The sequence below is a fragment of the Burkholderia sp. S171 genome, assembly GCF_009766085.1.
Taxonomy (GTDB): domain Bacteria; phylum Pseudomonadota; class Gammaproteobacteria; order Burkholderiales; family Burkholderiaceae; genus Caballeronia.
The window spans coordinates 308,766-332,420 of sequence record NZ_LMUF01000047.1 but is presented as its reverse complement, the minus strand read 5'-3'; the positions used below and the strand labels follow the sequence as shown (position 1 = coordinate 332,420).

Here is a 23,655-nt window from a genome sequence, read left to right as displayed (position 1 = left end):
GGTTACCTCCGCTCGATGGAGGTACATTTCTTAAGCAGCTTCACCCCCCAACTTCGCACAATTGTATGAACTAATTTTGTCTAAACACCAGACGAAATGATCGGAGAATGTTGTGATATCCAAGCATACCGAGTCGCTATCGGAGACCGGCGGAACCGATACGGACTTCCATCCTGACGCCGACCCTGCATTTGCACGAACGCCTGTGAGATTCGGACGGCTCGCGCTCTGGGTTGCCTCGGCAAGCGCACTGACAACCGGAATCATGGGTACGGTCGCGTATGGTGTCTGGTTCAACCAGGATCAGCACAATTATGCCGAAGCCATGGAACACGCGCGGCAGACGCTCTGGCTTGCCGCACCCGTCGCAGCACTAGAACCGACTCCGATGGTGCAACCAACGGTGTCGTCCGGTTACGTCGTGGCGCCCTTGGCGCCCGCTCGTCCGGTCACCGTCGCCAGCGCCGATCTGAACGTGCCCGTGCCACCCACCCAATTCAATCGCCGCGCGCCGCCTTCTGATTCGGCCGTGCCCAAGCTCGCCGTCACCCGCCCGATTCGAGCGAGTTGCCCTGCAAGCCTGGAACACCACCGTCCGGTGCCGCGCGTCAAGTCCAATGGCAATTTGTTTACCCGCGTGGGTTCATTTTTTCATCGCGTAAGCTACCGGCAGCATGGCACTGAAAGCCAGCGAGATATCTACGCCCATCCGTGAGCGGCAGCGCACCTGCAAACCTGTCCCTCCGATGCATTTCAGGCCAGGTCCGGCTACGATCGCCTGCATTTCTTTCCTCTGCTTGCTGATCGGTCTGCTGTTCCTTGCATTGCAAATCCGGACGATCTTCTCGGACCAGCTGAAGCAGGAATACAGCGGGCTTGTTCTCGAAGGAATCGAACGGGCGGAAGGCGCCCGCAATCTGGTCCGCGTCTGGCAACGACAAGCCGACAACAGCATCGCGCAATCAGGACAAGCGGAACATTCAGACGACTATCGGCGTGCACGAATCGACCTCTCCGGTCGCCTCACGTCGCTCGCGGCGCTGGTGAACGCGAGCCCGTCGGCGGCGCCACGCATTCCTCGATCCGCCCTGTCGTCCGACGTCAACCTCGACGATACCGACGCGCTGCTCGCCGTCGAATCCGTGTACTGGCGAGCGCAGCGCAACACTGACAGCGCCGACGCACGCACCCGCATTTCGCGCGTGGCGAGCACGTTGATCGTGTTGTCGGCATGTGCATTCGGCGCGCTGATCACCGCTCTGGGTATGTATGCAAAGCGCACGCGCCAACTGGCGGGCGAGTCACACAAGTTCGAGCATGCAGCGTTGCACGACGCGATGACCGGCCTGCCCAACCGTCGGAAATTGTTCGCCACGCTGGCGGAAGCGGCAACGGGCTTATCGGGCTCAGCAGGCTCAGGGGGCAATCCGGTGCGCCATAAAATTGCGGTGATTTACATCGACCTGGACGGGTTCAAACAGGTCAACGACTCGCTCGGCCATCACGTCGGCGATGAATTCCTGATTGCCGTTTCAAAGCGCTTTCGCAAGACCGTGCGCCTGATCGATGTGGTCGCCCGCTTTGGCGGCGATGAATTCGTTGTACTGGTCCACGAGTTTTCGACTGACGCAGAATTAGAAGCGATTGCACAGCGCCTGATCGACTGCGTGCTCAAGACCGGCGAGCAGATGGGCATTGGATTTGTCCGCGCCAGCATCGGCATAGCGAGCTTTCCAAATCCCGTCAGGGACTACCATCAGCTCGTTGCCGCCGCCGACGAAACCATGTACCAGGTGAAGCGCAACGGCAAGAACGGTTACGCGTTCACAACACGGGTGACCTGAGCAGGATTGTTTTAACGCCACCGCCAACGCCAACGCCACGCGCTTTGCGCGCAGCATCCCCGCTTATCGGCACGAACACGCAGAATCTGAAGGCGCACATGTCCCGATGTCGCTATTGCGTGACGTACATGAAAATCGCGCAACGAGCCTTATCGATTAGCCCGCCCATCTGGCGATCAGCTTGGGCTCGCCTGAGCCGCGACCGGCATCGTCTTCTGTTTATTCAAGAAAACTAAACGATACCGGCCAAAGACACAACCAAGGAAAATCACGCGTGCCGTGTTCGCCCGCGATCAAGACCATGCTCAAGAACTTTACGATTCGCCGCGGACTCACGATTACCATCGCCGGTTATACGCTCGCGCTCGTGGCGGTACTGCTTGCAGCCGCTTTGTGCCTGCGCCAGAGCAACCAGGCGCTGGAGCAGATGGTCGCCACCGATACCGTCGCTATCACGCATCTCAAGACAAGTTCGCAGCGGCTGTTGCAAGTGCGCCTCGCGCTCGGCAGCTTCGAGACGCTGTTCATGCTCGGCAAGGCCGGCGACGACTTGCTGCCCAACGCGCGCAAGACGCTGAAAGCAAGCGACACCGAGTTCGAAGCGTACCTCGCCAAGCCGCGCGACCCGCAGGAAGAGCCGCTCGTGCAAGCCGCAAAGGCCGCGCGCGATGCGTTGATTGCCAAGGCGCTCAACCTCGAATTCGATGCCCTCGCGCAGAACGACTTCACGACATTCCGCACGCTCCAGGTTCAGACGGCGGACGGTTTATACGCCACCTACGATCACGCGATGTCCGCGCTTGAAGCGTTCCAGATCGCGCATCAGCAAGACCGTTTTGCGCAGGCACAGGCCCAGTTTCACACCATGGCGACGGCGGCCGTGATTGTCGCGGCGTTGGCGCTGGTGCTCGGGTTCATCGCGCGGGCTGCGTTGAGTGCGGCGGTGATGAAACCGATTGAGTCGGCCATTCACCACTTCGAGCAGATTGCCGCGGGCGATCTGACGGCGAGTATCGATGCCTCGCGCGACAACGAAATGGGCCGCTTGTTTGCAGCGCTCGGCAAGATGCAACAGGGGCTTGTGGGAACGGTCCAGGAGGTGCGCGGCGGCACGGGCGCGATCTCGCACGGTGCGCGTGAGATTGCGGCGGGCAACATCGATTTGTCGCAACGCACGGAAGAACAAGCGGCTTCGTTGCAGCAAACAGCGTCGAGCATGGAGCAGTTGACAGCTACCGTCCGACAGAACGCTGACAACGCGCGGCAAGCGAGTGAGCTCGCCGTTGATGCATCGGCAACTGCCGTGCGGGGCGGCACCGTCGTGGGCAAGGTCGTTCATACGATGGACGACATCGCGACGAGTTCGACGCGGATTGCGGACATCATCGGTGTGATTGAGGGGATTGCATTCCAGACGAATATTCTCGCGCTGAACGCGGCAGTGGAAGCCGCGCGGGCGGGTGAGCAAGGGCGTGGTTTCGCGGTAGTTGCGGGCGAAGTGCGCAACCTCGCGCAACGCAGCGCCGGGGCGGCGAAAGAGATCAAGGAGTTGATCAACGCATCGGCGGGAAAGGTGCAAGCCGGCAACGTACTGGCGGGACAAGCGGGACAGACTATGAGCGAAGTGGTCGCGGCGGTGAAGCGCGTGTCGGACATCATCAGCGCGATCAGCGCGGCATCGAATGAGCAGACCGGCGGGATTGAACAGATCAACCGCGCGGTCGCGCAGATGGACGAGGTGACGCAACAGAATGCTGCTCTGGTGGAAGAAGCGGCCGCGGCTGCGGCGTCGCTTGAGCAGCAAGCGGAGAAGCTGGATGTCGCGGTGGCGGTGTTTCGGGTTTAGTATCTGCACCGGCCGCCCCGAAAAAGGATAGGCGAAAGTATCAGGTACGAGAAGCGCGAGCGTCATTAACGAACTTAAGGCAGAACCTTGATAAACGCGGTGCACTATAAGGGGTATCTTGCGCGAGTCGGATTTGACTCGCGCGACAACATTTTCGTCGGACATGTTCTCGGCCTGCCGAAGCACGTGAGCTTCCACGGCGAGACAGTACTCGAAATGACCGCGGATTTTCATCAGGCCATCGATCACTACCTGAACGATTGCGCAAGGATCGGTCGTGACGCGAACAGCTCACATCTGCAGTGTTAGAAAAAAAGGGCGCAGCTTCTTGTAGGTTACTGAGTTGCAACCACCGCAAACACCCTCCGATAATACGCACGCCCTTCCGCCAAGTGCGGCTCAAAAGCGAACCCGCGACTCAGCATGTCGTTCATATCGGCGCGGGTGATTTTCATCACGTAGCTGTGCTCAGTCGTGATCAAGCGGCAGTTCCCCGAGGCCTCCGCCGCGCTGAACCACTTGCCTGCATCGGCATGACCTGCTGGGTACGCATGGCCGTCGTGTTCCACTTGCCAGCGGCCATCGAGCAGGATCCAGAAGTCATCGCTCTGATCCGCCGCTGAACAATCCGCGACCACCGTGCCCGCCTGCGCTTCCCACTCACGCGAGCGACCGATAGCCCAGCGCAACTGCTCCGTATCAAGCCTCGTAAAAAACGGCGTCTTCCTGAGCAGATATAAATACGTCGTCGATGCTTTCATGGCCTTGCCCTCCTGCTGCGCATAGCCCTGCTGACCGCACGCAGCGCTCAGCATAAGAAGGCCAAGCCAGGCGCCGCGAACGATACGCCCGGCGTTCATCACGCTTGTCATCGTGACACCTTCGCTTCAAGCAGATCACCCATGCCGATGCGCTTCGCGATCAAGCGATGCCACCATTGGCGCGCAGGATCTGGCCGTTGACCCAGCCCGCATCCGGACCTGCGAGGAACGACACAACCGAGGCGATATCTTCAGGCTGTCCAAGGCGTTGCAGCGGCGGCATCTTGGCGAAGGTCTGGATCTGTTCTTCAGTCTTGCCATCGAGGAAAAGCGACGTCGCGATCGGACCGGGAGCCACCGCGTTCACCGTGATGTTGCGGCCGCGCAGTTCCTTCGCGAACACATGCGTGAACGCTTCAACGGCCGCTTTCGTCGCGTTGTAGATGGCGTAACCGGGCATGTTCAGGGCAAGCGTCGTACTCGAGAAATTAACGATGCGGCCACCGTCGTTCATCCGCGCCGCCGCTTCGCGCAGCGTGTTGAAGGTCCCGCGAACGTTGATGCCGAAGGTCTGGTCGTAGAGCGCATCCGAGGTATCGGCGAGCGGGACGGTCTTCAGCACGCCGGCGTTATTCACCAGCACGTCGATCTTGCCGAGTTGTTGTTCGGCAGCCTCGAACAGGGCGCGGACTTCGTCGGCGTTCGATACATCGGCCTTGATCGCGACGGCTTTCGCGCCCTGAGCGGCGAGTTCCGCGACCAGCGCGTCGGCTTCTTTCGAACTCGATGCGTAGTTGACGGCTACCGCGAAACCATCTTTGGCGAGACGCCGTGCCACTTCTGCGCCAATACCGCGCGATGCGCCCGTGACGATGGCTACCAAACTGTTCTTGACTGTGTTCATGATTCGCTCCTTTGAGGGGGTGAGTGCGTGGAATGAAGTATTGATCATTCACATCGATTGATAATTACCTGTGATTTGTTAATATCGTTCGATTTACTTTAACAATCACCGCTCGCGAGTCACCATGGACCGGTTTCAGGAAATGCAGGTGTTTGTTCGTATCGCGGAGCGGAGCAGCTTTACGCAGGCCGCCGACGACCTGCAGATACCGCGCGCCACGGTCACCAATCTGCTGAAGCGCATGGAGGAGCGACTGGGGACGCGGCTGCTCGAGCGCACGACGCGCACCGTGCGGCTCACGCACGACGGCGAGGCGTTCTACCGGCGCTGCGTGCGGCTGGTGGCGGACATGGAGGAAGCGGAAGGATCGTTCCGCAATGTCGCGCCGAAGGGCCTGCTGCGCGTGAATTTGCAGGGGACGCTTGCCCGGCATTTCGTGGTGCCGGCGCTGGCTGAGTTCATCGCGCAGTATCCGGACATCGAATTGCAGATTGGCGAGGACGACCGCTTGGTGGATCTGGTGCGCGAGGGGATCGACTGCGTGCTTCGGGCTGGAACGCTCCAGGATTCGTCGATGGTCGGACGCCGCGTCGCGCTGATGGAGCAGGTCACGGTGGCAAGTCCCGCCTACCTGGAGCGGTTCGGGGAGCCGGAAACGATCGAAGCGCTGGGCGCCCACCGGGCGGTGAATTATCTGTCGAGCGGATCGGGTCGGGTCTTGCCGATGGAATTTTCCGTCGATGACCGCGTGGTCGAGATCCAGCTCGCCGCGGTGGTGTCAGTGACCGGCGCGGATCTGTATACAGGCTCAGCGGTGGCGGGATTGGGGCTCGCGCAGGTGCCGCGGTATCGGGTGATGGGGGAATTATCGGCTGGGACGCTGAAGGTTGTGCTGGGTGCGTTTCCGCCGCCCCCACTGCCGGTTTCGGTGCTTTATCCGCAGAACCGGCAGTTATCGGCGAGGGTCCGGGTGTTTGCGCAATGGGTCCGGGAGATTTTTGAAGCAACGGGAATGGTTTGATTTTGGTATCCATTTTGTCAGCTGCCATTCGACAGCAGCGCCCAAATCGTTGAAAATCGTGCTTAATTTTTAACTTCCGGGTCGGAACTGTCGAATAACGCCATCGCGCCCTCGACCTGGGAGTGCAATTTCACCTTTATCAGCTCGTACCTCACCCTTAAGCAGACGATTCCACCATGACCACCATTCTCGAAAATCTTCCCGTCCAGCAACGCGTCGGAATCGCGTTCTCGGGCGGCCTGGATACCAGCGCCGCGCTGCATTGGATGCGGCTCAAAGGTGCCGTCCCGTTCGCGTACACCGCCAACCTGGGCCAGCCCGACGAGGAAGATTACGATGAGATTCCCCGTCGCGCGTTGCAGTACGGCGCAGAAGGCGCGCGGTTGATCGACTGCCGGGCGCAGCTCGTCGCCGAGGGCATTGCGGCTTTGCAGTCTGGCGCGTTCCACATTTCAACCGCCGGCGTGACCTATTTCAATACGACGCCGATCGGCCGCGCCGTGACGGGAACCATGCTCGTCGCCGCGATGAAGCAGGATGGCGTCAATATCTGGGGCGACGGCAGCACGTACAAAGGCAACGACATCGAGCGGTTTTATCGTTATGGCCTTCTGGTGAACCCGGACCTCAAGATCTACAAGCCGTGGCTGGATCAGGCGTTCATCGACGAACTGGGCGGGCGCGCCGAGATGTCTGAATTCATGCGCAAAGCCGGATTCGACTACAAGATGTCAGCCGAGAAAGCTTACTCGACCGACTCCAATCTGCTGGGCGCAACCCACGAAGCCAAGGACCTCGAAAGCCTCGAAAGCGGCATGCAGATCGTCAACCCGATCATGGGCGTGGCGTTCTGGCGCGACGACGTGCAGATCGCCCGCGAACAGGTCACGGTCCGTTTCGAAGAGGGCATGCCGACCGCGCTGAACGGCGTGGAGTTCCCGGATGCGGTCGAGCTGGTGCTGGAAGCTAACCGTATCGGCGGGCGTCACGGACTCGGAATGAGCGATCAGATCGAGAACCGGATCATCGAGGCGAAGAGTCGCGGGATTTATGAGGCGCCGGGACTGGCGCTGCTGCAGATTGCGTACGAGCGGCTCGTGACGGGTATCCACAACGAGGACACGATCGAGCAGTACCGTGAAAGCGGCCGCCGTCTCGGACGCTTGCTGTACCAGGGCCGCTGGTTTGATCCGCAGGCCATCATGCTCCGCGAAACCGCGCAGCGTTGGGTGGCGCGTGCAATCACCGGTGAAGTGACTATCGAACTTCGGCGCGGGAATGACTATTCCATCATGAGCACGAAGTCGCCCAACCTGACCTATCAGCCGGAGCGGCTGTCGATGGAAAAAGTGGCGTCGACATTCTCGCCACGCGACCGGATCGGGCAGTTGACCATGCGCAACCTGGACATCAACGATACCCGCGAAAAGCTCCGTGTCTACGCTCAGGTCGGCCTGCTGACTCCCGGCGATACCTCAGCTATCCCGCAGTTGAAGGACGACGCCAAGTAGGACTGGGGTGACGGGTATGAGCGTCCTGATGTCGGGACACTTGTCGGGACACTTGTCGGGACACTTTTTTAGGAACGCTCGGCGGCGGATGTTGAAGAACGGATGCGCGTTCGGCAGCGTCCGGATTCTGTCGTGCACAGACTACGGACTACGACTCACCCGTTGCAGCCCGTAGCTCAGTTAGCAGTGCTTCGCCCGACCATGAAGGGCGGACGCCGGCTCGCTCCGCTTCCCGCACGAGTCCGCACAGCCGTTCGTTCACCAGTGCCGTTTGCCCAAGGCGTTGACGGCCGGTGCGAACGCCTGTTCTCGCATAATCACCCGCCATGGATGACCGTTGCACCTGAAAAGCTGACGTCAGCGAAAGCCTGAGCGGTGCTGAGGGTCGGACGGCGTCCGCCGGAGGCGAACGCGGACTGCTTCTCCCTTCACTCGACGTTATAAAGATCAAATATGAAAAGAATGTCCGCGCTCGGCGCATGTCTGTTTTTCCTGTCGGTCCCGGCGATTGCATCTGACTGGGTCCAGGTCTTCGCGAACCCGGCGGAGGCAATAAGCGTTGATTCAGACTCTATTACTCGCAGCGGAAACATCGTCAATGCCTGGACTCAGACCGTCTTGGCGGTAGAAACGGACGTACAGCTCGGACGTCCCGCCAAGGCGCTCAAGACGCAATACGTTGCGGACTGTCAGGGCAGAACGCTCCTCGTGAACGCACTCACGTTCTACGATGCAGAAGGTAACGTCCTCGCTTCATTGCCACCGGAGCAAGACGCTCCGTCGGTTGTCGTTCCGGGTACGGGCGGAGAATATATATTGCGTGCGGTGTGCAATAAGCACTGAGAAACAGACGATACATCGCGGCATCACCATGCCAAAGCGAAGGGGTTGAACCCGCTCGATGACCGCCTATGTTTGGATGCTATTCGCCCCTCTATTTAAAACAGCTTTTGCCACTGATCCTGCTTTTGCATATCCGCGCGAGTGTTGATCTCGATCAGGACGCCACCCGGCGAGCGGCAAAAGAACCGCGATCCACGCGAGTTGTTGAAGACCTCCGTTTCCATGCGAACACCATCGTCCAGGAATTCCTTATAGAGGGTATGGACGTCATCCAGGCTGTCGACCTCCAGGCCGAAGTGGAAGTTTTTGGGCCAGACCGGCACTTCTTCCGCAACGTGGTCCAGAACGATGTCAAACCCATTCCGCTTGAGCAAGCAGCTCTCCCCAGCCGCGACGATCTCACAGCCGAGGTATTTCTCGAAAAATGCAGCCGTCTCGGCTACGTTGGTAGTGGGGAAACTCAGGTGATTCAGCTTTGCTTCTTGATGAAGATTCATGGTCGATCTCGCATAGAGGTTGAAATGTACCGTGGAGCAAGTGGTCACCGACCTATGCCGTTGTGCTGGTCGCATGACTCTCCACGGAGTCCATTTTGCGAGTAATTGCTCGATTTTAAAACTCGCATTGGACAGCGCACTTCCCCCAGCGTGCGGGCCAACAATGACGGACGATTACGCGTCTGCCGCAGTAGCGATCTGAACAATTGCTCGCATTTTCGAACGCGTCCAGATAGCGCTCGCTATCTCGGAAGCAGGACGCGCGGGATGATCGTTCGATGACTTCCCGACGACGGCATTCCGCGGCCCGGGGAAGTCGTCTATCTCCGGGCGCGCGATTTTTCGGGCTGACGCTCCATGATCCCCAGGTATCCGAATAACGTACGGCTGACCCGGCTTTCCAGATCTCGTCGGTCCGATTCACCGCGCTCCCCCGCTGCATCTACCATGGCCCGAATGATGGCCACGAGGTCGTCGGCTGCGGTCTCCATGTTCGGCTGCGGCGGAATATCTTCACGGACCAGAATCTGTCGGATAATTTCGTAAAAAGCAGCCTTCGATGCCACCAGTTCCTTGGCAATGACCGGGCGGTTTTCCTCGAAATCGAGCGCCCGTGCAAGCGCGGGACGACGCAGTTGCTGATGGACCGCGACGGCAATCAGGTGCTTCAATGCCCTCTGACCCGTGGGTTCGCTCAATGCACCTGCAGCCTCTGCAAAGAACTCGGCCCCTTCCCGCTTGCTAAGGGCAACAATGAGCGCGTCCTTGTTAGGAAAGTACTGATACAGGGAGCCGACGCCGACACCCGCGCGCTGCGCGACGAGATTGGTATTCATCCCGTCCATCCCCTTCGTTTCGAGCACGCGGGCCGCTGCCTCCAGAATGGTGGCAACGGTTTGTTCGGCGCGGGATTGCTGCGGGATTTTTCGCGGCTTTAATGAGGGACGTCTGTTCGTCGTCACGATGCAACCTGGTCAAAAGCGAGTATTAGCTCAGATTCTACAGCGCAACGGATGATTGGTTTTTCCAGTTGGCTATTGCTTTGAAACCGAAGAGGACATGCGTATATCGGTCGTTCGTGTATCGATAGCGGAATGACGGCCGTGCCTCTACGAAGTCTCGTACGCGGTGCGTCCCTCTTCTCGCACCGCTACCCGCTTACCCGCTCCGATAGAACCATCAAGCGCGAGTCGCCGCGATCGCGGTACGCGGCCGCAGTGTCGCCATGATCAGGTACATGCCGCCGCCAATCACCACCCCGAAGAACCAGCCATAGGTATTCCACCAGGCCGGCAACAGGTTGGTGAAGTTGGGCAGGAAGGTCGAAAACACGCTGCCGACCGCCGCGGCGACTACCGCGTTGACGTTCCAACCGCCTTCGTAGCGGTACTCGCCGTGCTCCTGATAAAGCTCTGCGACATTGATGTTGCCCTTGGCCACCAGGTAGTAGTCCACCAGAACGATCCCCAGCAATGGACCCATCGTGGCGCCGATGGCATTGACGAAGTGCGCGGCATTGCCTTCCCACGGCGCGAACGGGTAAAGCACCAGCGCGATGGCCGCAGCAATGTAGCCGCCCTTCTTGAAGCTGATCTGCTTGGGAAACGTGTTGGAGATGTCGAACGCGGCCGAGACGAAATTGGCGACCACGTTGATGCCCAGCGTGGCGACTGCAAAGGTCAGCGCCGCGATGAGTGCCAGCACCCAGCTGTCGAACTTCGCCGATATCTGCTCGGGGTGCAGGAGCACTTCGCCGTATACCTTGAAGGCGGCGATGGTGGTGACACCGGCGACTAGCGAAAACGCGATCAGGTTCACCGGCAGGCCCCACAGATTGCCCTTTTTCACTGCGTCGCGATTCTTGGCGTAACGCGAGAAGTCGCAAAAGTTCAGGTACAGCGCCGCGAAGTAAGTGATCCAGGTCGCGCCCACTGCCATCAGCGCCCAGAACGAACCGGGCTCGCCGCTGACGCCGGCGTCCTTGGTCTTATCGAGCAGCACGTCCATCGGAATGCCGCTGCTGAACGAAAAGCCGCCGGCTTTGACGCACAGGCCGATCGCCAGGATCAGCATGGCGACCCACACCGCCGGACCGGCCCAGTCCTGGAATTTTCGGACCGTCTCCATGCCCTTCTGAATGATGAGCAACTGCAGCGCCCAGATGACCACATAGCAGATCACCTCCAGCCCCGAGTGGCCCAGGAAGTGCGTGCCCTTATGGAACCCCATCAGGCTGTCGTTGCGGATCAGCAGCGCAACCATCGCGCTCGACGCCGCCGCCGTCTGCGCGCCGTACCAGAAGCAGGCCACCACGGCCCGCACCAGCGCCGCCAGGTTTGCTCCCCACACGCCGAAGGACGCGCGCGCCAGCACGGGGTAAGGCACGCCGGTCTTTTCGCCTGCGTAGCCGATCAGATTCATTAGCGCGAAGATCACCAGCGAGCCGAGCCCGATCGCCAGCACGAAGTTGATAAAGCTGCCGCACAGCAGGAACAGGCTGGCGGCGAGGTAGTAGCCCCAGAGGCTGTGCACGTCCGAGGTCCATACGTTGAAGATGCTGAAGGCACCCCAGTTGCGCTGCCTGGCGGGCGCGAGATCTTCGTTGTAGAGGCCGGGGGAAGGATCGCGGATTTCCATCTGTCATCTCCTTTCAGTTCGTGGAACTACGGAAACACCGCCAGACGCCCTTAGGCAGAAATGCCCCCGCGCCTGAAGCAAGCTGGGATGCAAGAACTGTAGGTACTTTGCCGCATAGTTTCGAATGGGTTAACCCTGATGGAATGCGCGAGGGCGCGAGTGACACGCGCGATGAGCGTGATCGCGAGTGCGTGGTTACTGTTCGATGAGCGAATGAAGAACTACCGGGAGCCGCTGCGCGGCTGGATAGAGCGTCGCAGGGTGAGACTGTTATTTCCCACCACGTCCCGCCGGATTCGGGGTTTAACGAAAGGTGTTTGTCGGGATCTCGGCAAGAGCAAATTTGCGAACGTCTTCATGATCACGGCGCGCAGGAATGCATCTTGATCGATGCAATGGCAAGACGAGGTCAGACCGGGCGTGCGAGTTCCCATCAATGACCCAGACCGCTCGCGGCAATCTGCTGCTCCACGAACTGGGCGAACAGCGAATGAAGACGCGTTGCCGGATGAATGTCGTCGGCAAAGATGTACGTCTGATCGGCATTGGGCGTCGCATAGGTAGCCGGCGAGCAAAGCAACGACGTGTCGTCGGGCGTTTTCGAAGGATCGCAGGCGGTGCTTGTGTTCGACACAGCAAAGCCATTCGCCTGGAAGTTCGCAATGATCTGATCGGCCCAAGTGTAAGAATCGATCTGGATCACCTTGCCTTACAGCCCGTCGGCCTGCAAGGCAGCGTTCAAGTCACTGTTAAACAGTTGCGATAACTGGGTCAGGTTTGCCCCGCCATCGGACGAAGTAATGCCCTTGGGCGTCAATCCGATATTGGGGACATTGACTACCACAACATGAGTGGCGCCGTTCTGGATGATCTGTCCAACCACTTGAGCCAGGGTCGTTGCTGCTGTCTGCACGGTCGGCGCCGCGGCCGGCAGCTGCCCGGCGCGAAGCACGTCGTTGGCGCCTGCCCAAACCAGCACCAGTTGACCGGAGTTGAAGCTCTTGTGAGCGGACAAATAGCTCGACACCTGTTGATTGACAGGCATTTCTATATTGCCGATCACGTCGGTTAGAAAGTCGTACTGGTTTGCCGGCGTGGCCACCGTGGCCCCGCCCTCCGCATAGCCAAGGCCGCCTTGCGCACTCAACTCATGAGCGATGTCGATGGTGAACGCAGCGGTGAGCTTATCGCCATAGTATTGCGCGACATCCTGAGTCCACACTTGTCCCGGATTGGTGGTGAATCGCCCTCCGCCGACCGCGCTCGCGATCGGCGCATAGGTTCCGACGTCCGACAGACTGTCGCCGAACGAGACAACTTGCAGATCAATGCCGCCCGGTGGGTTGGGCGCACCACTCGAGCCGCTTCCCCCGCCGCCGCATGAGGTCAGCAGGAACGCCGCCACGGCAAAAATTGCAGCGCGTACCTTGTCATTGCTTCCTTGCATAGCTCCTCCGCCGCGGGTCGGCCGGGCCGCTGCCCGCATTCGGCGGGCTTATCGCCAGCCAGCCTGCATCGCGCGCTTGCGACACGGCCCTTCGCAGCTTCGCTTAAGCAAAAAGCATGCGCTTTCGTCCCGATTGCCGGACGGCTGGCGCGAGGCAGGCGAAACACGCGATGCTCCGCGACGCCTCGATGATGAAAACAGTTGGCACGGGGGCTGCCCTTCTTCGACATGCCGTGGTCGAGATACGCATTGGCTTCGAGACGTCCGTGTACGAGCAGGTGGCAGCGCCCCACCCTCGGTATGACGCTCGTACGCGCCTGGCACCCAGTCATGGCTTCGTGCTTGCGTCCTGGTTCCGGAAAGCCGCTTCCCCAGCGTCCGACACCTCGACCCACTTCTTGTCGGGCGCCGCGTCTGCGACGTAGCTGTCGTGCCAGTTCCACCACTTGTAGGTCGGCGTCTGAGGGTATCCCTCGGGCGAGTCCTCCCAGGCCTCCTGACGGCCCAGCGGCGTGATGTCGAGATAGTTCCAGGTGCCCCCCATCTGCTCGTCGCCGCGGCTGTTGAGGAAGTAGGTGCGGAACACGCGGTCGCCGTCGCGGTAAAACACGTTCGTGCCATGCCACTCGGCCACGCCGAAGTCGGCGTCGAAGCTGTCCGTGAGGGTGAACCACGGTATCTCCCAGCCCATCTGCGCCTTCAGCCGCGCGATGTCCGCTTGGGGCGCACGTGAGACAAAGACGAGGGTGGTGTCACGGGCGTTCAGGTGAGCGACATGGGCAACCTGGTCGGCCACCATGGAGCAGCCCCGGCAGGCGTGCTCGGGCCAACCGAACACGCCCGGCTCGAAGAAGGCGCGGTAGACGATCAGCTGACGCCGGCCGTCGAAGAGATCGAGGAGACTCGCCTTGGCCGCCGGCCCCTCGAACGCGTACGCCTTCTCCACGGCCATCCACGGCATGCGCCGGCGCTCGGCGGCCAGCGCGTCACGGGCGCGGGTGTGGGCCTTTTCCTTCACAAGCAGTTGCTCGCGGGCCGCCTCCCACGCCTGCGACGACACAACCTGTGGTGTGTGCATGGCGGGTTGTCCGTCTTCCCGTCCGTTCTCGGATGATGATGTCATGGCTTTTGCAATCTCCTGGTTTGGACACATTCCCGCGCTTCGAGACTGAAGCGCGACCCCATTCGCGGCTCATCGCTCGTGGTTGGCTTCGAGACCAGTTTGGCACTGGAGATCGAACGTTGGGAGTAACAAGCGTGGCGGTATTTCAGTGGCGTCGCTGACGGCCAAGCGCGGCGCGAGTTGAAACCAATCTGCGTTATGGCTACGAATGCGTGTTAATGCGGAAAGCACATCTGCTCCCGATACTAGGGAATGCCTACCATTGAGCCGCTGCCGTCCAGCGTCGTAGAATCGTGGCACATCGATTTGGGGGCCCAGCAATGTGTCTGGCTTCTCGTTGCGATTTCAATCACGATTTCAGCCGCGATACCCGGCTAAGACCGGCGCAGCCGCGCCCGTCGTATCGATCCGCGTCTCGCGATAAGGCAGGCACCCGTCGCGGAATGGCCGGGAAACCCGCGCCATGACCCCGCTCATTTCCGTCAAAAGGCTCAACAAAAGCTTTCCCGGCGTAAGGGCGCTTCACGAAATCCAGTTCGAGTTGATGGCGGGTGAAGTCCACACGGTCATGGGCGAGAATGGCGCCGGCAAGTCGACGCTGATGAAAATCCTCGCGGGCGTGTACACCCGGGATTCCGGCGAAATGCTCTATGACGGCCAGCCCGTCGATTTCTCAAGCCCCCGCGAGGCGCAAACCATGGGCGTCTGCATCATTCATCAAGAACTCCAGTTGATGAATCATCTGAGCGTCGCCCAGAATATGTTCATCGGCCGCGAGCCCCGCGGGCACCTCGGCCTGTTCCTCGATGAAGACAAGCTCAACGCGCAAGCACGCGAGATTCTTGCCCGCATGCATGTGAACCTCGATCCGCGCGCGATTGTCGGAACGCTCACCGTCGCCAGCCAGCAGATGGTCGAGATCGCCAAGGCCTTGTCCTTCGATTCGCGTGTCCTGATCATGGACGAGCCTACCTCCGCGCTCAACGATGCCGAGATCGCCGAGCTCTTTCGCATCATCCGGGAGCTGAAAAGCCGGGGCGTGGGAATCATCTATATCTCGCACAAGATGGACGAGCTGAAGCAGATTTCCGATCGCGTCACCGTGTTGCGTGACGGGGAGTACGTAGCAACCGTTACCGCCCGCGACAGCAGCGTGGAGGCGATCATCGGGATGATGGTCGGGCGATCGTTGACCGACGCCGCACCTTCCCAGAGCATCGCAGGCGCAGGCGAGGTCGCGCTCGAAGTGAAGAATCTGAACGCCGGCCCGCTGGTCAGGGACGTGAGCTTCACGCTGCGCAAAGGCGAGATATTGGGTTTTGCGGGCCTGATGGGCGCCGGTCGAACCGAAGTCGCCCGGGCGGTGTTCGGCGCCGATCCGATCGAATCCGGCGACATTCTGGTGAAAGGCACGAAGGTAACGATCAGGACCCCGAGCGATGCGGTTGCGCGCGGTATCGGCTATCTATCGGAAGACCGCAAGCGCTTCGGCCTTGCGACCGGCATGGATGTTGAATCGAACATCGTGATGTCCAACCTGGGCAAATTCCTGTCGCTCAAGGTTTTCTTGCGCCGCGCCCAGATACGCCGGACAGCCGCCCATTTCATCACGCTGCTCGCCATTCGTACACCCTCCGCGACGCAGGAAGTGCGGCTCCTTTCGGGCGGCAATCAGCAGAAAATTGTCATCGCCAAATGGCTCGAACGCGACTGCGACGTGCTGTTCTTCGACGAGCCGACGCGCGGCATCGACGTTGGCGCCAAGAGCGAAATCTACAAGCTCCTGCGCGCGCTCGCGGACCAAGGCAAGGCGATCGTGATGATCTCCTCCGAACTGCCGGAAATCTTGCGCATGAGCGACCGTATTGTCGTGATGTGCGAGGGTCGCATTACCGGCGAACTCTCAGCCACGGAGGCGACGCAGGAGAGCATCATGCAACTGGCGACGCAGCGTGAAACCTTAAAAGCGGCATGAGTCTCTAGAGGAGAGGTCCGTTTCATGACACTGCCATCGGATACGTCGGCGTTGGGAAATCAGGGACGGGCGTCCGCCCTCAGAGCCCGCCTCTTCTCGCCAACCGCGTTGCAAAAGCTGCTCGCCTTCGGGAGCCTGGTCCTGCTGCTGGCGTTTTTCAGCTTCGCCTCGCCCTCGTTCATGCAGATGGACAACATGCTCGGGATCCTGCAGGCGACGGCCGTCAACGGCGTCCTGGCGATCGCTTGCACGTTCGTCATCATCACTGGCGGCATCGATTTATCCGTCGGCACGTTGATGACCTTCACGGCAGTCATTTGCGGCGTGTTCCTGACGTATTGGCATTTGCCGATGTCGATCGGCGTGATTGCTGCGATTGGCACAGGCGCGCTCTGCGGGACCATTTCGGGCACCCTCACGGCGAAGATGAAGATCCCGCCGTTCATCGCCACGTTGGGCATGATGCTGCTGCTGAAAGGGCTTTCGCTCGTCGTCTCGGCGGACAAACCCATCTATTTCACCGACACCGAAAACTTCTACCGGATCTCTCAAGATTCGTTGATCGGCTATGTATTTCCGAGCCTGCCCGTTCCGAACGCGGTGCTGATCCTGTTTTTCCTGGCGGCGGTGAGTTCGATCACGCTGAATCGCACGGCGCTCGGCCGATACACCTTTGCGCTCGGCAGCAACGAAGAAGCCGTGCGGCTTTCGGGCGTGAATGTCGACCGGTGGAAGATCGCCATTTACGGCCTGAGCGGGGCCATTTGCGGCATCGCCGGATTGCTCATTGCGTCGCGCCTGAATTCGGCTCAGCCGGCGCTAGGCCAAGGGTATGAACTCGAAGCAATCGCAGCCGTGGTCATTGGCGGAACCTCGCTCAGCGGCGGGTCGGGCACGATCCTGGGCACCATCATTGGCGCCTTCATCATGAGCGTGCTGACCAACGGCCTGCGCATCATGTCAGTGGCTCAGGAATGGCAGATCGTGGTGACCGGTCTCATCATCATTCTCGCGGTCTATGCCGATATTTTGCGGCGCAAGAAAAGCTGACGAAGGCTGACTGGAGCGGACGAAAGCGGACACGGCACAAGACAAGATCAAGAAAAGGGAGCGCCAAGGCTCCCCCAACGGCTGAAGGTTGATAGCCCACCTTAGGAGGAGAACCACCATGTTGAAAAGAAAACTCATCGGTGTAGTAGTCGGCGTTGGCGCGCTCATTGGCGGGACCAGCCTGGTGCGCGCGGATGAACCCTACATCCCGCTTATTTCGAAAGGCTTCCAGCACCAGTTCTGGCAGGCCGTCAAAGCCGGTGCAGAACAGTCGGCGAAGGCGCAGAACGTCCGGATCTCCTTCGAGGGTCCGGAAACCGAGGCCATGGTCGATAAACAGATCGACATGCTCTCGGCCGCGCTCGCCAAGAAGCCGCAAGCGATCGGCATTGCCGCGCTCGACAGCAAAGCAGCCATTCCGCTCCTGAAGCGGGCGCAGGCCGCCAAGATACCGGTCATCGCCTTCGACTCCGGCGTCGACAGCGACATCGCGCTCACGACCTGCGCGACGGACAACCTTGCCGCCGCCTCACTCGCCGCCGACAAGATGGCCGAAGCAGTCGGCAATGCCGGTGAGGTCGGCCTGATCGTGCACGACCAGACCAGCCGCACCGGCGTTGATCGTCGCGATGGCTTCCTGAACGAGATGAAAGCGAAGCATCCGAACATCAAGATTGTCTCGGTTCAGTATGGCGGCGGCGACCATCTGAAGTCGGCGGAAATCGCCAAGACGATGATTCAGGCCAACCCCAATCTCAAGGGCATTTTCGGCTCGAATGAAGGCTCGGCGGAGGGCGCTGCGATCGGCGTCAAGGAGTCCGGCAAGAAGCTCGTCCTGATTGGCTACGACTCCGGCAAGGAGCAAAAGGACGACATCAATTCGGGCCTGATGCTGGGCGCCATTACGCAGAATCCGATTGGTATCGGCAAATGCGTGGTCGACTCTGCCGTGAAGGCGCTAAAGGGCGAGACGCTGCCCAAGAAGGTCGACACGGGCTTCTACTGGTACGACAAGAGCAATATCAACGATCCCAAGATCGCCGCCGTGCTCTACGATTAATCGTCGCCGTCAAACGCAGGGGTCGTGGCTTCTTTCGACGCTACGGCCCTTGTTGTTCATAGGTACAAGCCGATAGCTGTCGAAGAGGAAATATTCACATGCCCACGATCACCAAGCTGTCCGTCCGCGACATCCGGTTTCCGACCTCGCGTTCGCTCGACGGCTCCGATGCGATGAACGCCGCGCCGGATTACTCGGCCACCTACGTGACGCTCGAAACCGATTCGCCTGAAGCGCTCACGGGCCATGGCCTCACGTTTACCATCGGGCGCGGCAACGAGATCTGCGTGAGTGCGGTACACGCGCTTGCTCCGCTGGTCGTCGGTAAAACGCTCGAGGATATCGCCGCGAACATGGGCGCTTTCTGGCGCACGCTGACTTCAGACAGCCAGTTGCGCTGGATCGGCCCGGACAAGGGCGCAATCCATCTGGCAACGGCGGCGGTTGTGAATGCGGTCTGGGACCTGTGGGCCAAATCGGAAGGCAAGCCAGTGTGGAAACTGCTGGTCGACATGAGCCCTGAAGCGCTCGTGCGTTGCCTCGATTTCCGTTACGTGACCGACGCGATCACGCCGAGCGAAGCCATCGCCATTTTGCATCGCCATGCGAAGACCCGGGGTGAGCGCGAAAAGGAGATGCTGGCGCACGGCTATCCGGCCTACACGACGTCGGCCGGCTGGCTCGGTTACGACGACGACAAGATCCGCCGGCTCGCCCGTGAAGGCGTGGCGCAAGGCTGGACGCACTTCAAGCAGAAGGTGGGCGGCAATCTTGACGAAGACATGCGCCGCGCCCGTATCCTGCGCGAGGAAATCGGCGACAACCGCAAGCTGATGATGGATGCGAACCAGGTATGGGATGTCGATGAAGCGGTCGCGAACATGCGGCGGCTGGCGGAATTCGATCCATGGTGGATCGAGGAACCCACGAGTCCCGACGACATTCTCGGCCACGCCGCCATCCGCCAGCGGATCAAGCCGATAGGCGTAGCGACGGGCGAGCACTGCCATAACCGGGTGATGTTCAAGCAGTTGCTGCAGGCGCAGGCAATCGACTTTTGTCAGGTTGATAGCTGCCGCCTAGGCGGTCTGAACGAAGTGATTGTCGTCTTGTTGATGGCGGCGAAATTCGGTGTGCCCGTGTGTCCGCATGCGGGCGGCGTGGGCTTATGCGAGTACGTCCAGCACATTTCTCTGTTCGACTATATCTGCGTGTCGGCGTCGCTGGACAACCGGGTGCTTGAGTATGTGGATCATCTGCATGAGCATTTCGTCGACCCCGTCGTGATCCGCAACGGCCGATACATGCCGCCGCAACGTGCCGGCTACAGCATCGAAATGTACGCGGCGTCGCTCGATCAATACGACTTTCCGGAGGGTCCGGCCTGGCGGGCCTGAGCCGGTGCGATGCAGCTTCTGGAAGCTCCCCTTCAGATCATCCAGGATTCGCTGGTCGATGTTTCCCGCCTTACCCTTACCCGACTGCGGAGGCCTGGATGACGCTCGTCGGCACGCTTGTCCAGACTTCCCGGGCGGCCATGTCGTCGCTCGGACGGGAACTGGCAGCCTGGAAGCCGTCCAGAGCGCGTGCGACATTCGGGATGGAAGCCATGCTCTCGGTCGCACTATCGGTCGCGCTCGCCAACGCGTTGCATCTTTCGGACACGTGGTGGGCAGCCATCAGCGGCTTCGCGGTCATGCAAACGAGTTTCGCCGGCTCCGTGCAGCGCGCCGTGGAGCGCATCATGGGCACGCTGATCGGTGCCGCGCTTGGAACCCTCGTGGGACCCTGGATAGGCGACCGGCCATGGCTGTTTGTGCCCGCATTGGGGGCGATCGGCGGCGTTGCGGTGTTCTACGCCAACGAGACGAGGGCGTCGTACGCCTGGGTTCTGGGCGGAGTGACAGCATTAATGGTGACGTACGAAGCGCATGGGCTTCTGTCAGTCCGATCGACGGCATTATTTGCCGCGCTGCGAGTCGCCGAGGTCATGGTTGGAACGCTCGCGTGCCTGGTGGTGGCGAGCGTGTTTCACTTCGGACCAAAGTGGTACAGGAAGACCCGGCCGCCATCGGTGTCTGCAACGGCCGGCGAAGCCGAGGCGCCTTCTGCTTCAACTCTATCGCCATCGCTGGAATCATTGCGCCCGACTCGCAGGCTGCTGTGCTTGCAGGGCGCACTGGCAATCGCGATCCTCGCAGCCCTTACCTACGTCTTGCATCTGCCTGGTTTCGCGCAAGCGATGGTCACGGCGATTGCGGTGCTGATACTGCCGGCAAGCTTGCCGGCAGGCGGAACACAGCAACCGGTTATCGAAAAGATGGTGCACCGCGTGGCCGGCTGCTTGTTGGCCGGCGCGCTGGGTGTGGCGCTGCTGCCCCTGATGCAGGGGCAAGTGATTTTGTGCATGCTCGCGCTGTCTATCGGCGTGTGGATAGGATGTCACGTTCAGACGGGGCGAGAAGGAGCCAGCTATGTCGGCCGGCAATTCACAATCGCGTTCATCATGGTATTCGTGCAGGACCACCATTGGTCGGCCGATCCGATACCCGCGCTAATGCGGCTATCGGGCATTCTCACTGGAATTGTCGTGCTGGCAGCGGTGATCCTCGCGACTAGCAGACTAAATTTATCGTCGCCTCTTAACGATGCAAACCGTTGAACTCGCATTCACCGCAGCTCGCCTGTCAATTCGCTTTCAATTAGAAATCGCTTGACAGCCAGCCACCATTCAGAAATGGCGTTTCAACGGCAGCACTATATGCACCGCAATGCGCTCCGGCAGTTGGCCTTGTACAAATCAAACCAACCCTCAGCAGGTCGCCCTATCTAGCCGGTGAGTTGATCACACTCGCGCATTAAACTGCGGATCAGCGTGTCTTGAACGCAGTTAATGGCTGCAATGCGTTCGGTCCAGCAAGCGTTTTCCACTCCGCATAACCCTACGGCTGTTTATAAAATTTCTTTAGTAAGTACCTAAAGATTTTTTCCTTACCGCCGTTTACATAATGGCGCGATCCCGCGCACCGAGTATCCCAACCCAATCAATCATTTGCGGAATCGAGAGTCCGCATTCAAAAAAATATAATGCACATGAAAACAAGATTACCTTTGGTCATTTCCATGTTGGGTTCATTTGCGCTCGCCGCATGCGGCGGAGGCGGAGGCGGCAGCACGTCGAACGCACAAGCGGCGGCACCGGCCTCTTCAGCCAGCGCACCTGCAGTCGCGTCGGCGCCGGCGGCCGCATCGGCACCCGGTGGCGCATCAATACCGGCCGTGACGGGAGAGGCACTTCCCAGCCTGAGCGCCCCGCAGGCCGGCTCGACCGCTGCCACGGGCAATGGTTTCGAAGGTATCTGGACGCAACAATCGTCCACGTCCCGGGTGACGGCCCTTATCGACCCGTCGAACAACATCTCTTATACGAACGCGTTGTTTTCGCTCGTTACCTCCATGTTCTTCGGGACGGTGACGACCGCTTCGCCGAACTGGAATTTGACAAGCGGCTTTGAGACCTTGAGCAGCTTTCGCTACCCCGCTACCTTGGGAAGCGGAACGTTCACAGCAAACCAGACCTTGACTGGCAGCTACGTGGCGAATAACAGCACCGTGAACCTGTCCTTGAACTACGACCCGGCGAATGCGCTCGCGGTCGACCAGTCGAGCGTTGCGGGTACGTGGGCACAAAGCGTGACGACCATAACGGTCGACAATGCGGGCGGCTTCACGGGCTCGTTTCTCGGCTGCGGCGTTGCGGGCACGCTGGCGCTGACCACGCCGGGCTCGGGCAAGAACCTTTACACGATGACCGTAAGCGGCACGACGACCTCCTGCACGTTGCGTTCAGGGGTGACCTACACCGGTAACGCAGCGATCACGTTCCTGCCCGTTTCCGGCAGCACGACGCTGTACGAGCGGACGATCGTCTATCACGTCAAGGCAGCCGATAACTCGGTGATCGCCTCCGGTCAACTGGCGAAGCAGTAAGCCGGTTTTGGGCCACGGCACGCACTGACACGCCGTGGCCCACTCTCGAAGAAATGGAAAGTCAGAGCTGCTTCGCAGGATTGGTCTGTTGCGCGGTCGCCGGCTCTTGTGGCGCCACCGGCTGATTGCGTGTCCAGTTAATAAATCCATTCAGCATTGGGTGAAACAGCGGATCGTCAAGACCCGCCATATTGAACGCATTCATGTCGATCAGCAGAACGGTCTTTCCGGTGCTGGCGTCAATGGCTTTTAGCGTTCCCTCGAACGTATAGGCACCCTTGAATACTGCATTGGACTCAACGATCAGGAATGGCCCGATTTCTTTGCTCAGGTTATTGAGTCCAACCAGATCCGACACGCTCGGAACCTTGCTACCCAAATTGCGTTCAATGACCATTTCCTGCAGGTCGTCCTTTGTCACGACCCGCTTGAAGGTGTGCATTTCCTTGAAAGCCGACACAAAGAAATCCACAAAGCGCGGGTTCGGGTGTTCCGCGTCGACCTTCAGGTAAATCATTTGTGTGTAAGCGGGGTCAAACCTTTCAGCGACGCGGACATCGGCGGGTTTGAGAACAGTATGAGTTGCATAAAGGCCCGACGAGGAGTCCGGCTTTTCGACATGCAGCGTTGTGTTGCATCCGGCAAGCAGTCCGGCAAGCAGCAGGCCTATAACGATACGAAGCATAAATTCCTCAAGTTAATTGTGTAATTGGCTGCTTATATATCGTCATAGGATTTGAAATCTTGAGTTCTGGCAGCCGAATTTTTCGTAGTTGGCTCGGCGGTTCCAGATCATGTTTCGCTGGTGGTTCATGAAGGCCAAGAGCGACATGCATCATTCAAAATGCATCGCTCGTGTTGCCTGAATTATTCAAAATGAGCGTTAGAAAAATTGCCTGAGGCGGACCTTTCCCGCGTGAGCCGAAAGAGGAAGGGCTGCGGCGTCCTCCGACGCCACGGCCCTTGTTGTTCATAGGTACAAGTCGATAGCTGTCGAAGCCCGTAATCGTCGTCTCGCCCCTTCGCTCTGTTTCCGCCAAGAGGCGTTCCGTGAAGAGCCGGTTTTGGACGCTTCAACCGGCTATCGTGGGTCGATCTGAGCCGACCGCGTCTGGCAGAGACCGGCCAAACACGATCCCGCCGTCT

General features: G+C 59.8%; 19 protein-coding genes and 2 pseudogenes. 12 read left to right on the top strand and 9 right to left on the bottom strand.

Annotation, left to right across the window (positions count from 1 at the left end):
- Positions 1-112: 112 nt before the first annotated feature.
- From GSQ93_RS26760 to GSQ93_RS26750, 3 genes are all read left to right on the top strand, one after another.
- Entirely contained in the window at positions 113-715 is a 603-nt protein-coding gene (locus tag GSQ93_RS26760; protein WP_158938636.1) for a hypothetical protein, read from the top strand.
- Positions 675-1,844: a GGDEF domain-containing protein gene (locus tag GSQ93_RS26755; RefSeq protein WP_158938635.1), complete on the top strand. Its 1,170-nt coding sequence runs from the start codon at positions 675-677 to the stop codon at positions 1,842-1,844. Before GSQ93_RS26760 ends, GSQ93_RS26755 begins: the two co-directional genes overlap by 41 nt.
- Before the next feature lie 274 nt (positions 1,845-2,118).
- A complete protein-coding gene (locus tag GSQ93_RS26750) occupies positions 2,119-3,690 on the top strand; it encodes a methyl-accepting chemotaxis protein (RefSeq protein ID WP_301952089.1) in 1,572 nt (523 codons plus the stop codon).
- 335 nt (positions 3,691-4,025) lie between these two features.
- Here the strand turns inward: GSQ93_RS26750 and GSQ93_RS26745 are convergent, their stop codons facing one another.
- Positions 4,026-4,562 carry a hypothetical protein gene (locus tag GSQ93_RS26745; protein ID WP_158938634.1) on the bottom strand — a complete coding sequence of 179 codons (537 nt, stop codon included), beginning with the start codon at positions 4,560-4,562 and terminating at the stop codon, positions 4,026-4,028.
- A gap of 49 nt (positions 4,563-4,611) precedes the next feature.
- Complete coding sequence (locus GSQ93_RS26740) at positions 4,612-5,355, bottom strand: SDR family oxidoreductase (protein WP_158938633.1); 744 nt, start codon at positions 5,353-5,355, stop codon at positions 4,612-4,614.
- Positions 5,356-5,479: 124 nt separating this feature from the next.
- Here GSQ93_RS26740 and GSQ93_RS26735 point away from each other — a divergent pair, with 124 nt between their 5' ends.
- Positions 5,480-6,376, top strand: a complete 897-nt coding sequence (locus GSQ93_RS26735) for a LysR family transcriptional regulator (protein ID WP_158938632.1) — start codon at positions 5,480-5,482, stop codon at positions 6,374-6,376.
- A 176-nt stretch (positions 6,377-6,552) separates the two neighbouring features.
- Positions 6,553-7,887: an argininosuccinate synthase gene (gene argG / locus GSQ93_RS26730; protein WP_158938631.1), complete on the top strand. Its 1,335-nt coding sequence runs from the start codon at positions 6,553-6,555 to the stop codon at positions 7,885-7,887.
- Positions 7,888-8,035: 148 nt separating this feature from the next.
- On the opposite strand, the pseudogene GSQ93_RS38315 reads toward argG, so the two are convergent.
- Positions 8,036-8,173 (bottom strand): annotated as a pseudogene (locus tag GSQ93_RS38315) (2-dehydropantoate 2-reductase); the annotation flags it as partial.
- Between the two features lie 167 nt (positions 8,174-8,340).
- On the opposite strand from GSQ93_RS38315, the gene GSQ93_RS26725 reads away from it, so the two are divergent.
- Positions 8,341-8,730 (top strand): surface-adhesin E family protein, encoded by a 390-nt coding sequence (locus GSQ93_RS26725; RefSeq protein ID WP_158938630.1) that lies wholly within the window; start codon positions 8,341-8,343, stop codon positions 8,728-8,730.
- 95 nt (positions 8,731-8,825) lie between these two features.
- Here the strand turns inward: GSQ93_RS26725 and GSQ93_RS26720 are convergent, their stop codons facing one another.
- From GSQ93_RS26720 to GSQ93_RS26700, 5 genes and pseudogenes are all read right to left on the bottom strand, one after another.
- Complete coding sequence (locus GSQ93_RS26720) at positions 8,826-9,227, bottom strand: VOC family protein (protein ID WP_158938629.1); 402 nt, start codon at positions 9,225-9,227, stop codon at positions 8,826-8,828.
- Positions 9,228-9,547: 320 nt separating this feature from the next.
- Positions 9,548-10,189, bottom strand: a complete 642-nt coding sequence (locus GSQ93_RS26715; protein ID WP_158938628.1) for a TetR/AcrR family transcriptional regulator — start codon at positions 10,187-10,189, stop codon at positions 9,548-9,550.
- 217 nt (positions 10,190-10,406) lie between these two features.
- Positions 10,407-11,864 carry an NCS1 family nucleobase:cation symporter-1 gene (locus GSQ93_RS26710; RefSeq protein ID WP_158938627.1) on the bottom strand — a complete coding sequence of 486 codons (1,458 nt, stop codon included), beginning with the start codon at positions 11,862-11,864 and terminating at the stop codon, positions 10,407-10,409.
- 433 nt (positions 11,865-12,297) lie between these two features.
- Positions 12,298-13,311: pseudogene (locus GSQ93_RS26705) on the bottom strand (SGNH/GDSL hydrolase family protein).
- Positions 13,312-13,639: 328 nt separating this feature from the next.
- Entirely contained in the window at positions 13,640-14,434 is a 795-nt protein-coding gene (locus tag GSQ93_RS26700) for a DUF899 domain-containing protein (RefSeq protein ID WP_174254680.1), read from the bottom strand.
- 463 nt (positions 14,435-14,897) lie between these two features.
- Here GSQ93_RS26700 and GSQ93_RS26695 point away from each other — a divergent pair, with 463 nt between their 5' ends.
- The 6 genes from GSQ93_RS26695 to GSQ93_RS26670 all read left to right on the top strand — a co-directional run bounded on the left by GSQ93_RS26695 (position 14,898) and on the right by GSQ93_RS26670 (position 22,509).
- Positions 14,898-16,409, top strand: a complete 1,512-nt coding sequence (locus tag GSQ93_RS26695; RefSeq protein WP_158938626.1) for a sugar ABC transporter ATP-binding protein — start codon at positions 14,898-14,900, stop codon at positions 16,407-16,409.
- 24 nt (positions 16,410-16,433) lie between these two features.
- Complete coding sequence (locus GSQ93_RS26690; RefSeq protein ID WP_158938625.1) at positions 16,434-17,459, top strand: ABC transporter permease; 1,026 nt, start codon at positions 16,434-16,436, stop codon at positions 17,457-17,459.
- A gap of 118 nt (positions 17,460-17,577) precedes the next feature.
- Entirely contained in the window at positions 17,578-18,519 is a 942-nt protein-coding gene (locus tag GSQ93_RS26685; RefSeq protein ID WP_158938624.1) for an ABC transporter substrate-binding protein, read from the top strand.
- Between the two features lie 98 nt (positions 18,520-18,617).
- Positions 18,618-19,916: an L-fuconate dehydratase gene (locus GSQ93_RS26680; RefSeq protein WP_158938623.1), complete on the top strand. Its 1,299-nt coding sequence runs from the start codon at positions 18,618-18,620 to the stop codon at positions 19,914-19,916.
- Between the two features lie 98 nt (positions 19,917-20,014).
- Complete coding sequence (locus tag GSQ93_RS26675) at positions 20,015-21,181, top strand: FUSC family protein (protein ID WP_158938622.1); 1,167 nt, start codon at positions 20,015-20,017, stop codon at positions 21,179-21,181.
- A gap of 425 nt (positions 21,182-21,606) precedes the next feature.
- On the top strand, positions 21,607-22,509 hold the full coding sequence (locus tag GSQ93_RS26670; RefSeq protein ID WP_158938621.1) for a hypothetical protein: 903 nt from the start codon (positions 21,607-21,609) through the stop codon (positions 22,507-22,509).
- Positions 22,510-22,570: 61 nt separating this feature from the next.
- Here the strand turns inward: GSQ93_RS26670 and GSQ93_RS26665 are convergent, their stop codons facing one another.
- A complete protein-coding gene (locus tag GSQ93_RS26665; protein WP_158938620.1) occupies positions 22,571-23,194 on the bottom strand; it encodes a hypothetical protein in 624 nt (207 codons plus the stop codon).
- Between the last annotated feature and the right edge of the window lie 461 nt (positions 23,195-23,655).

Coding starts and splice junctions, on each gene's coding strand:
- GSQ93_RS26755 (WP_158938635.1), top strand. CDS start 675: ATGGCACTGAAAGCCAGCGAGATATCTACGCCCATCCGTGAGCGGCAG.
- GSQ93_RS26745 (WP_158938634.1), bottom strand. CDS start 4,562: ATGACAAGCGTGATGAACGCCGGGCGTATCGTTCGCGGCGCCTGGCTT.
- GSQ93_RS26740 (WP_158938633.1), bottom strand. CDS start 5,355: ATGAACACAGTCAAGAACAGTTTGGTAGCCATCGTCACGGGCGCATCG.
- GSQ93_RS26735 (WP_158938632.1), top strand. CDS start 5,480: ATGGACCGGTTTCAGGAAATGCAGGTGTTTGTTCGTATCGCGGAGCGG.
- argG (WP_158938631.1), top strand. CDS start 6,553: ATGACCACCATTCTCGAAAATCTTCCCGTCCAGCAACGCGTCGGAATC.
- GSQ93_RS26725 (WP_158938630.1), top strand. CDS start 8,341: ATGAAAAGAATGTCCGCGCTCGGCGCATGTCTGTTTTTCCTGTCGGTC.
- GSQ93_RS26720 (WP_158938629.1), bottom strand. CDS start 9,227: ATGAATCTTCATCAAGAAGCAAAGCTGAATCACCTGAGTTTCCCCACT.
- GSQ93_RS26710 (WP_158938627.1), bottom strand. CDS start 11,864: ATGGAAATCCGCGATCCTTCCCCCGGCCTCTACAACGAAGATCTCGCG.
- GSQ93_RS26700 (WP_174254680.1), bottom strand. CDS start 14,434: ATGACATCATCATCCGAGAACGGACGGGAAGACGGACAACCCGCCATG.
- GSQ93_RS26695 (WP_158938626.1), top strand. CDS start 14,898: ATGACCCCGCTCATTTCCGTCAAAAGGCTCAACAAAAGCTTTCCCGGC.
- GSQ93_RS26690 (WP_158938625.1), top strand. CDS start 16,434: ATGACACTGCCATCGGATACGTCGGCGTTGGGAAATCAGGGACGGGCG.
- GSQ93_RS26685 (WP_158938624.1), top strand. CDS start 17,578: ATGTTGAAAAGAAAACTCATCGGTGTAGTAGTCGGCGTTGGCGCGCTC.
- GSQ93_RS26680 (WP_158938623.1), top strand. CDS start 18,618: ATGCCCACGATCACCAAGCTGTCCGTCCGCGACATCCGGTTTCCGACC.
- GSQ93_RS26675 (WP_158938622.1), top strand. CDS start 20,015: ATGACGCTCGTCGGCACGCTTGTCCAGACTTCCCGGGCGGCCATGTCG.
- GSQ93_RS26670 (WP_158938621.1), top strand. CDS start 21,607: ATGCACATGAAAACAAGATTACCTTTGGTCATTTCCATGTTGGGTTCA.
- GSQ93_RS26665 (WP_158938620.1), bottom strand. CDS start 23,194: ATGCTTCGTATCGTTATAGGCCTGCTGCTTGCCGGACTGCTTGCCGGA.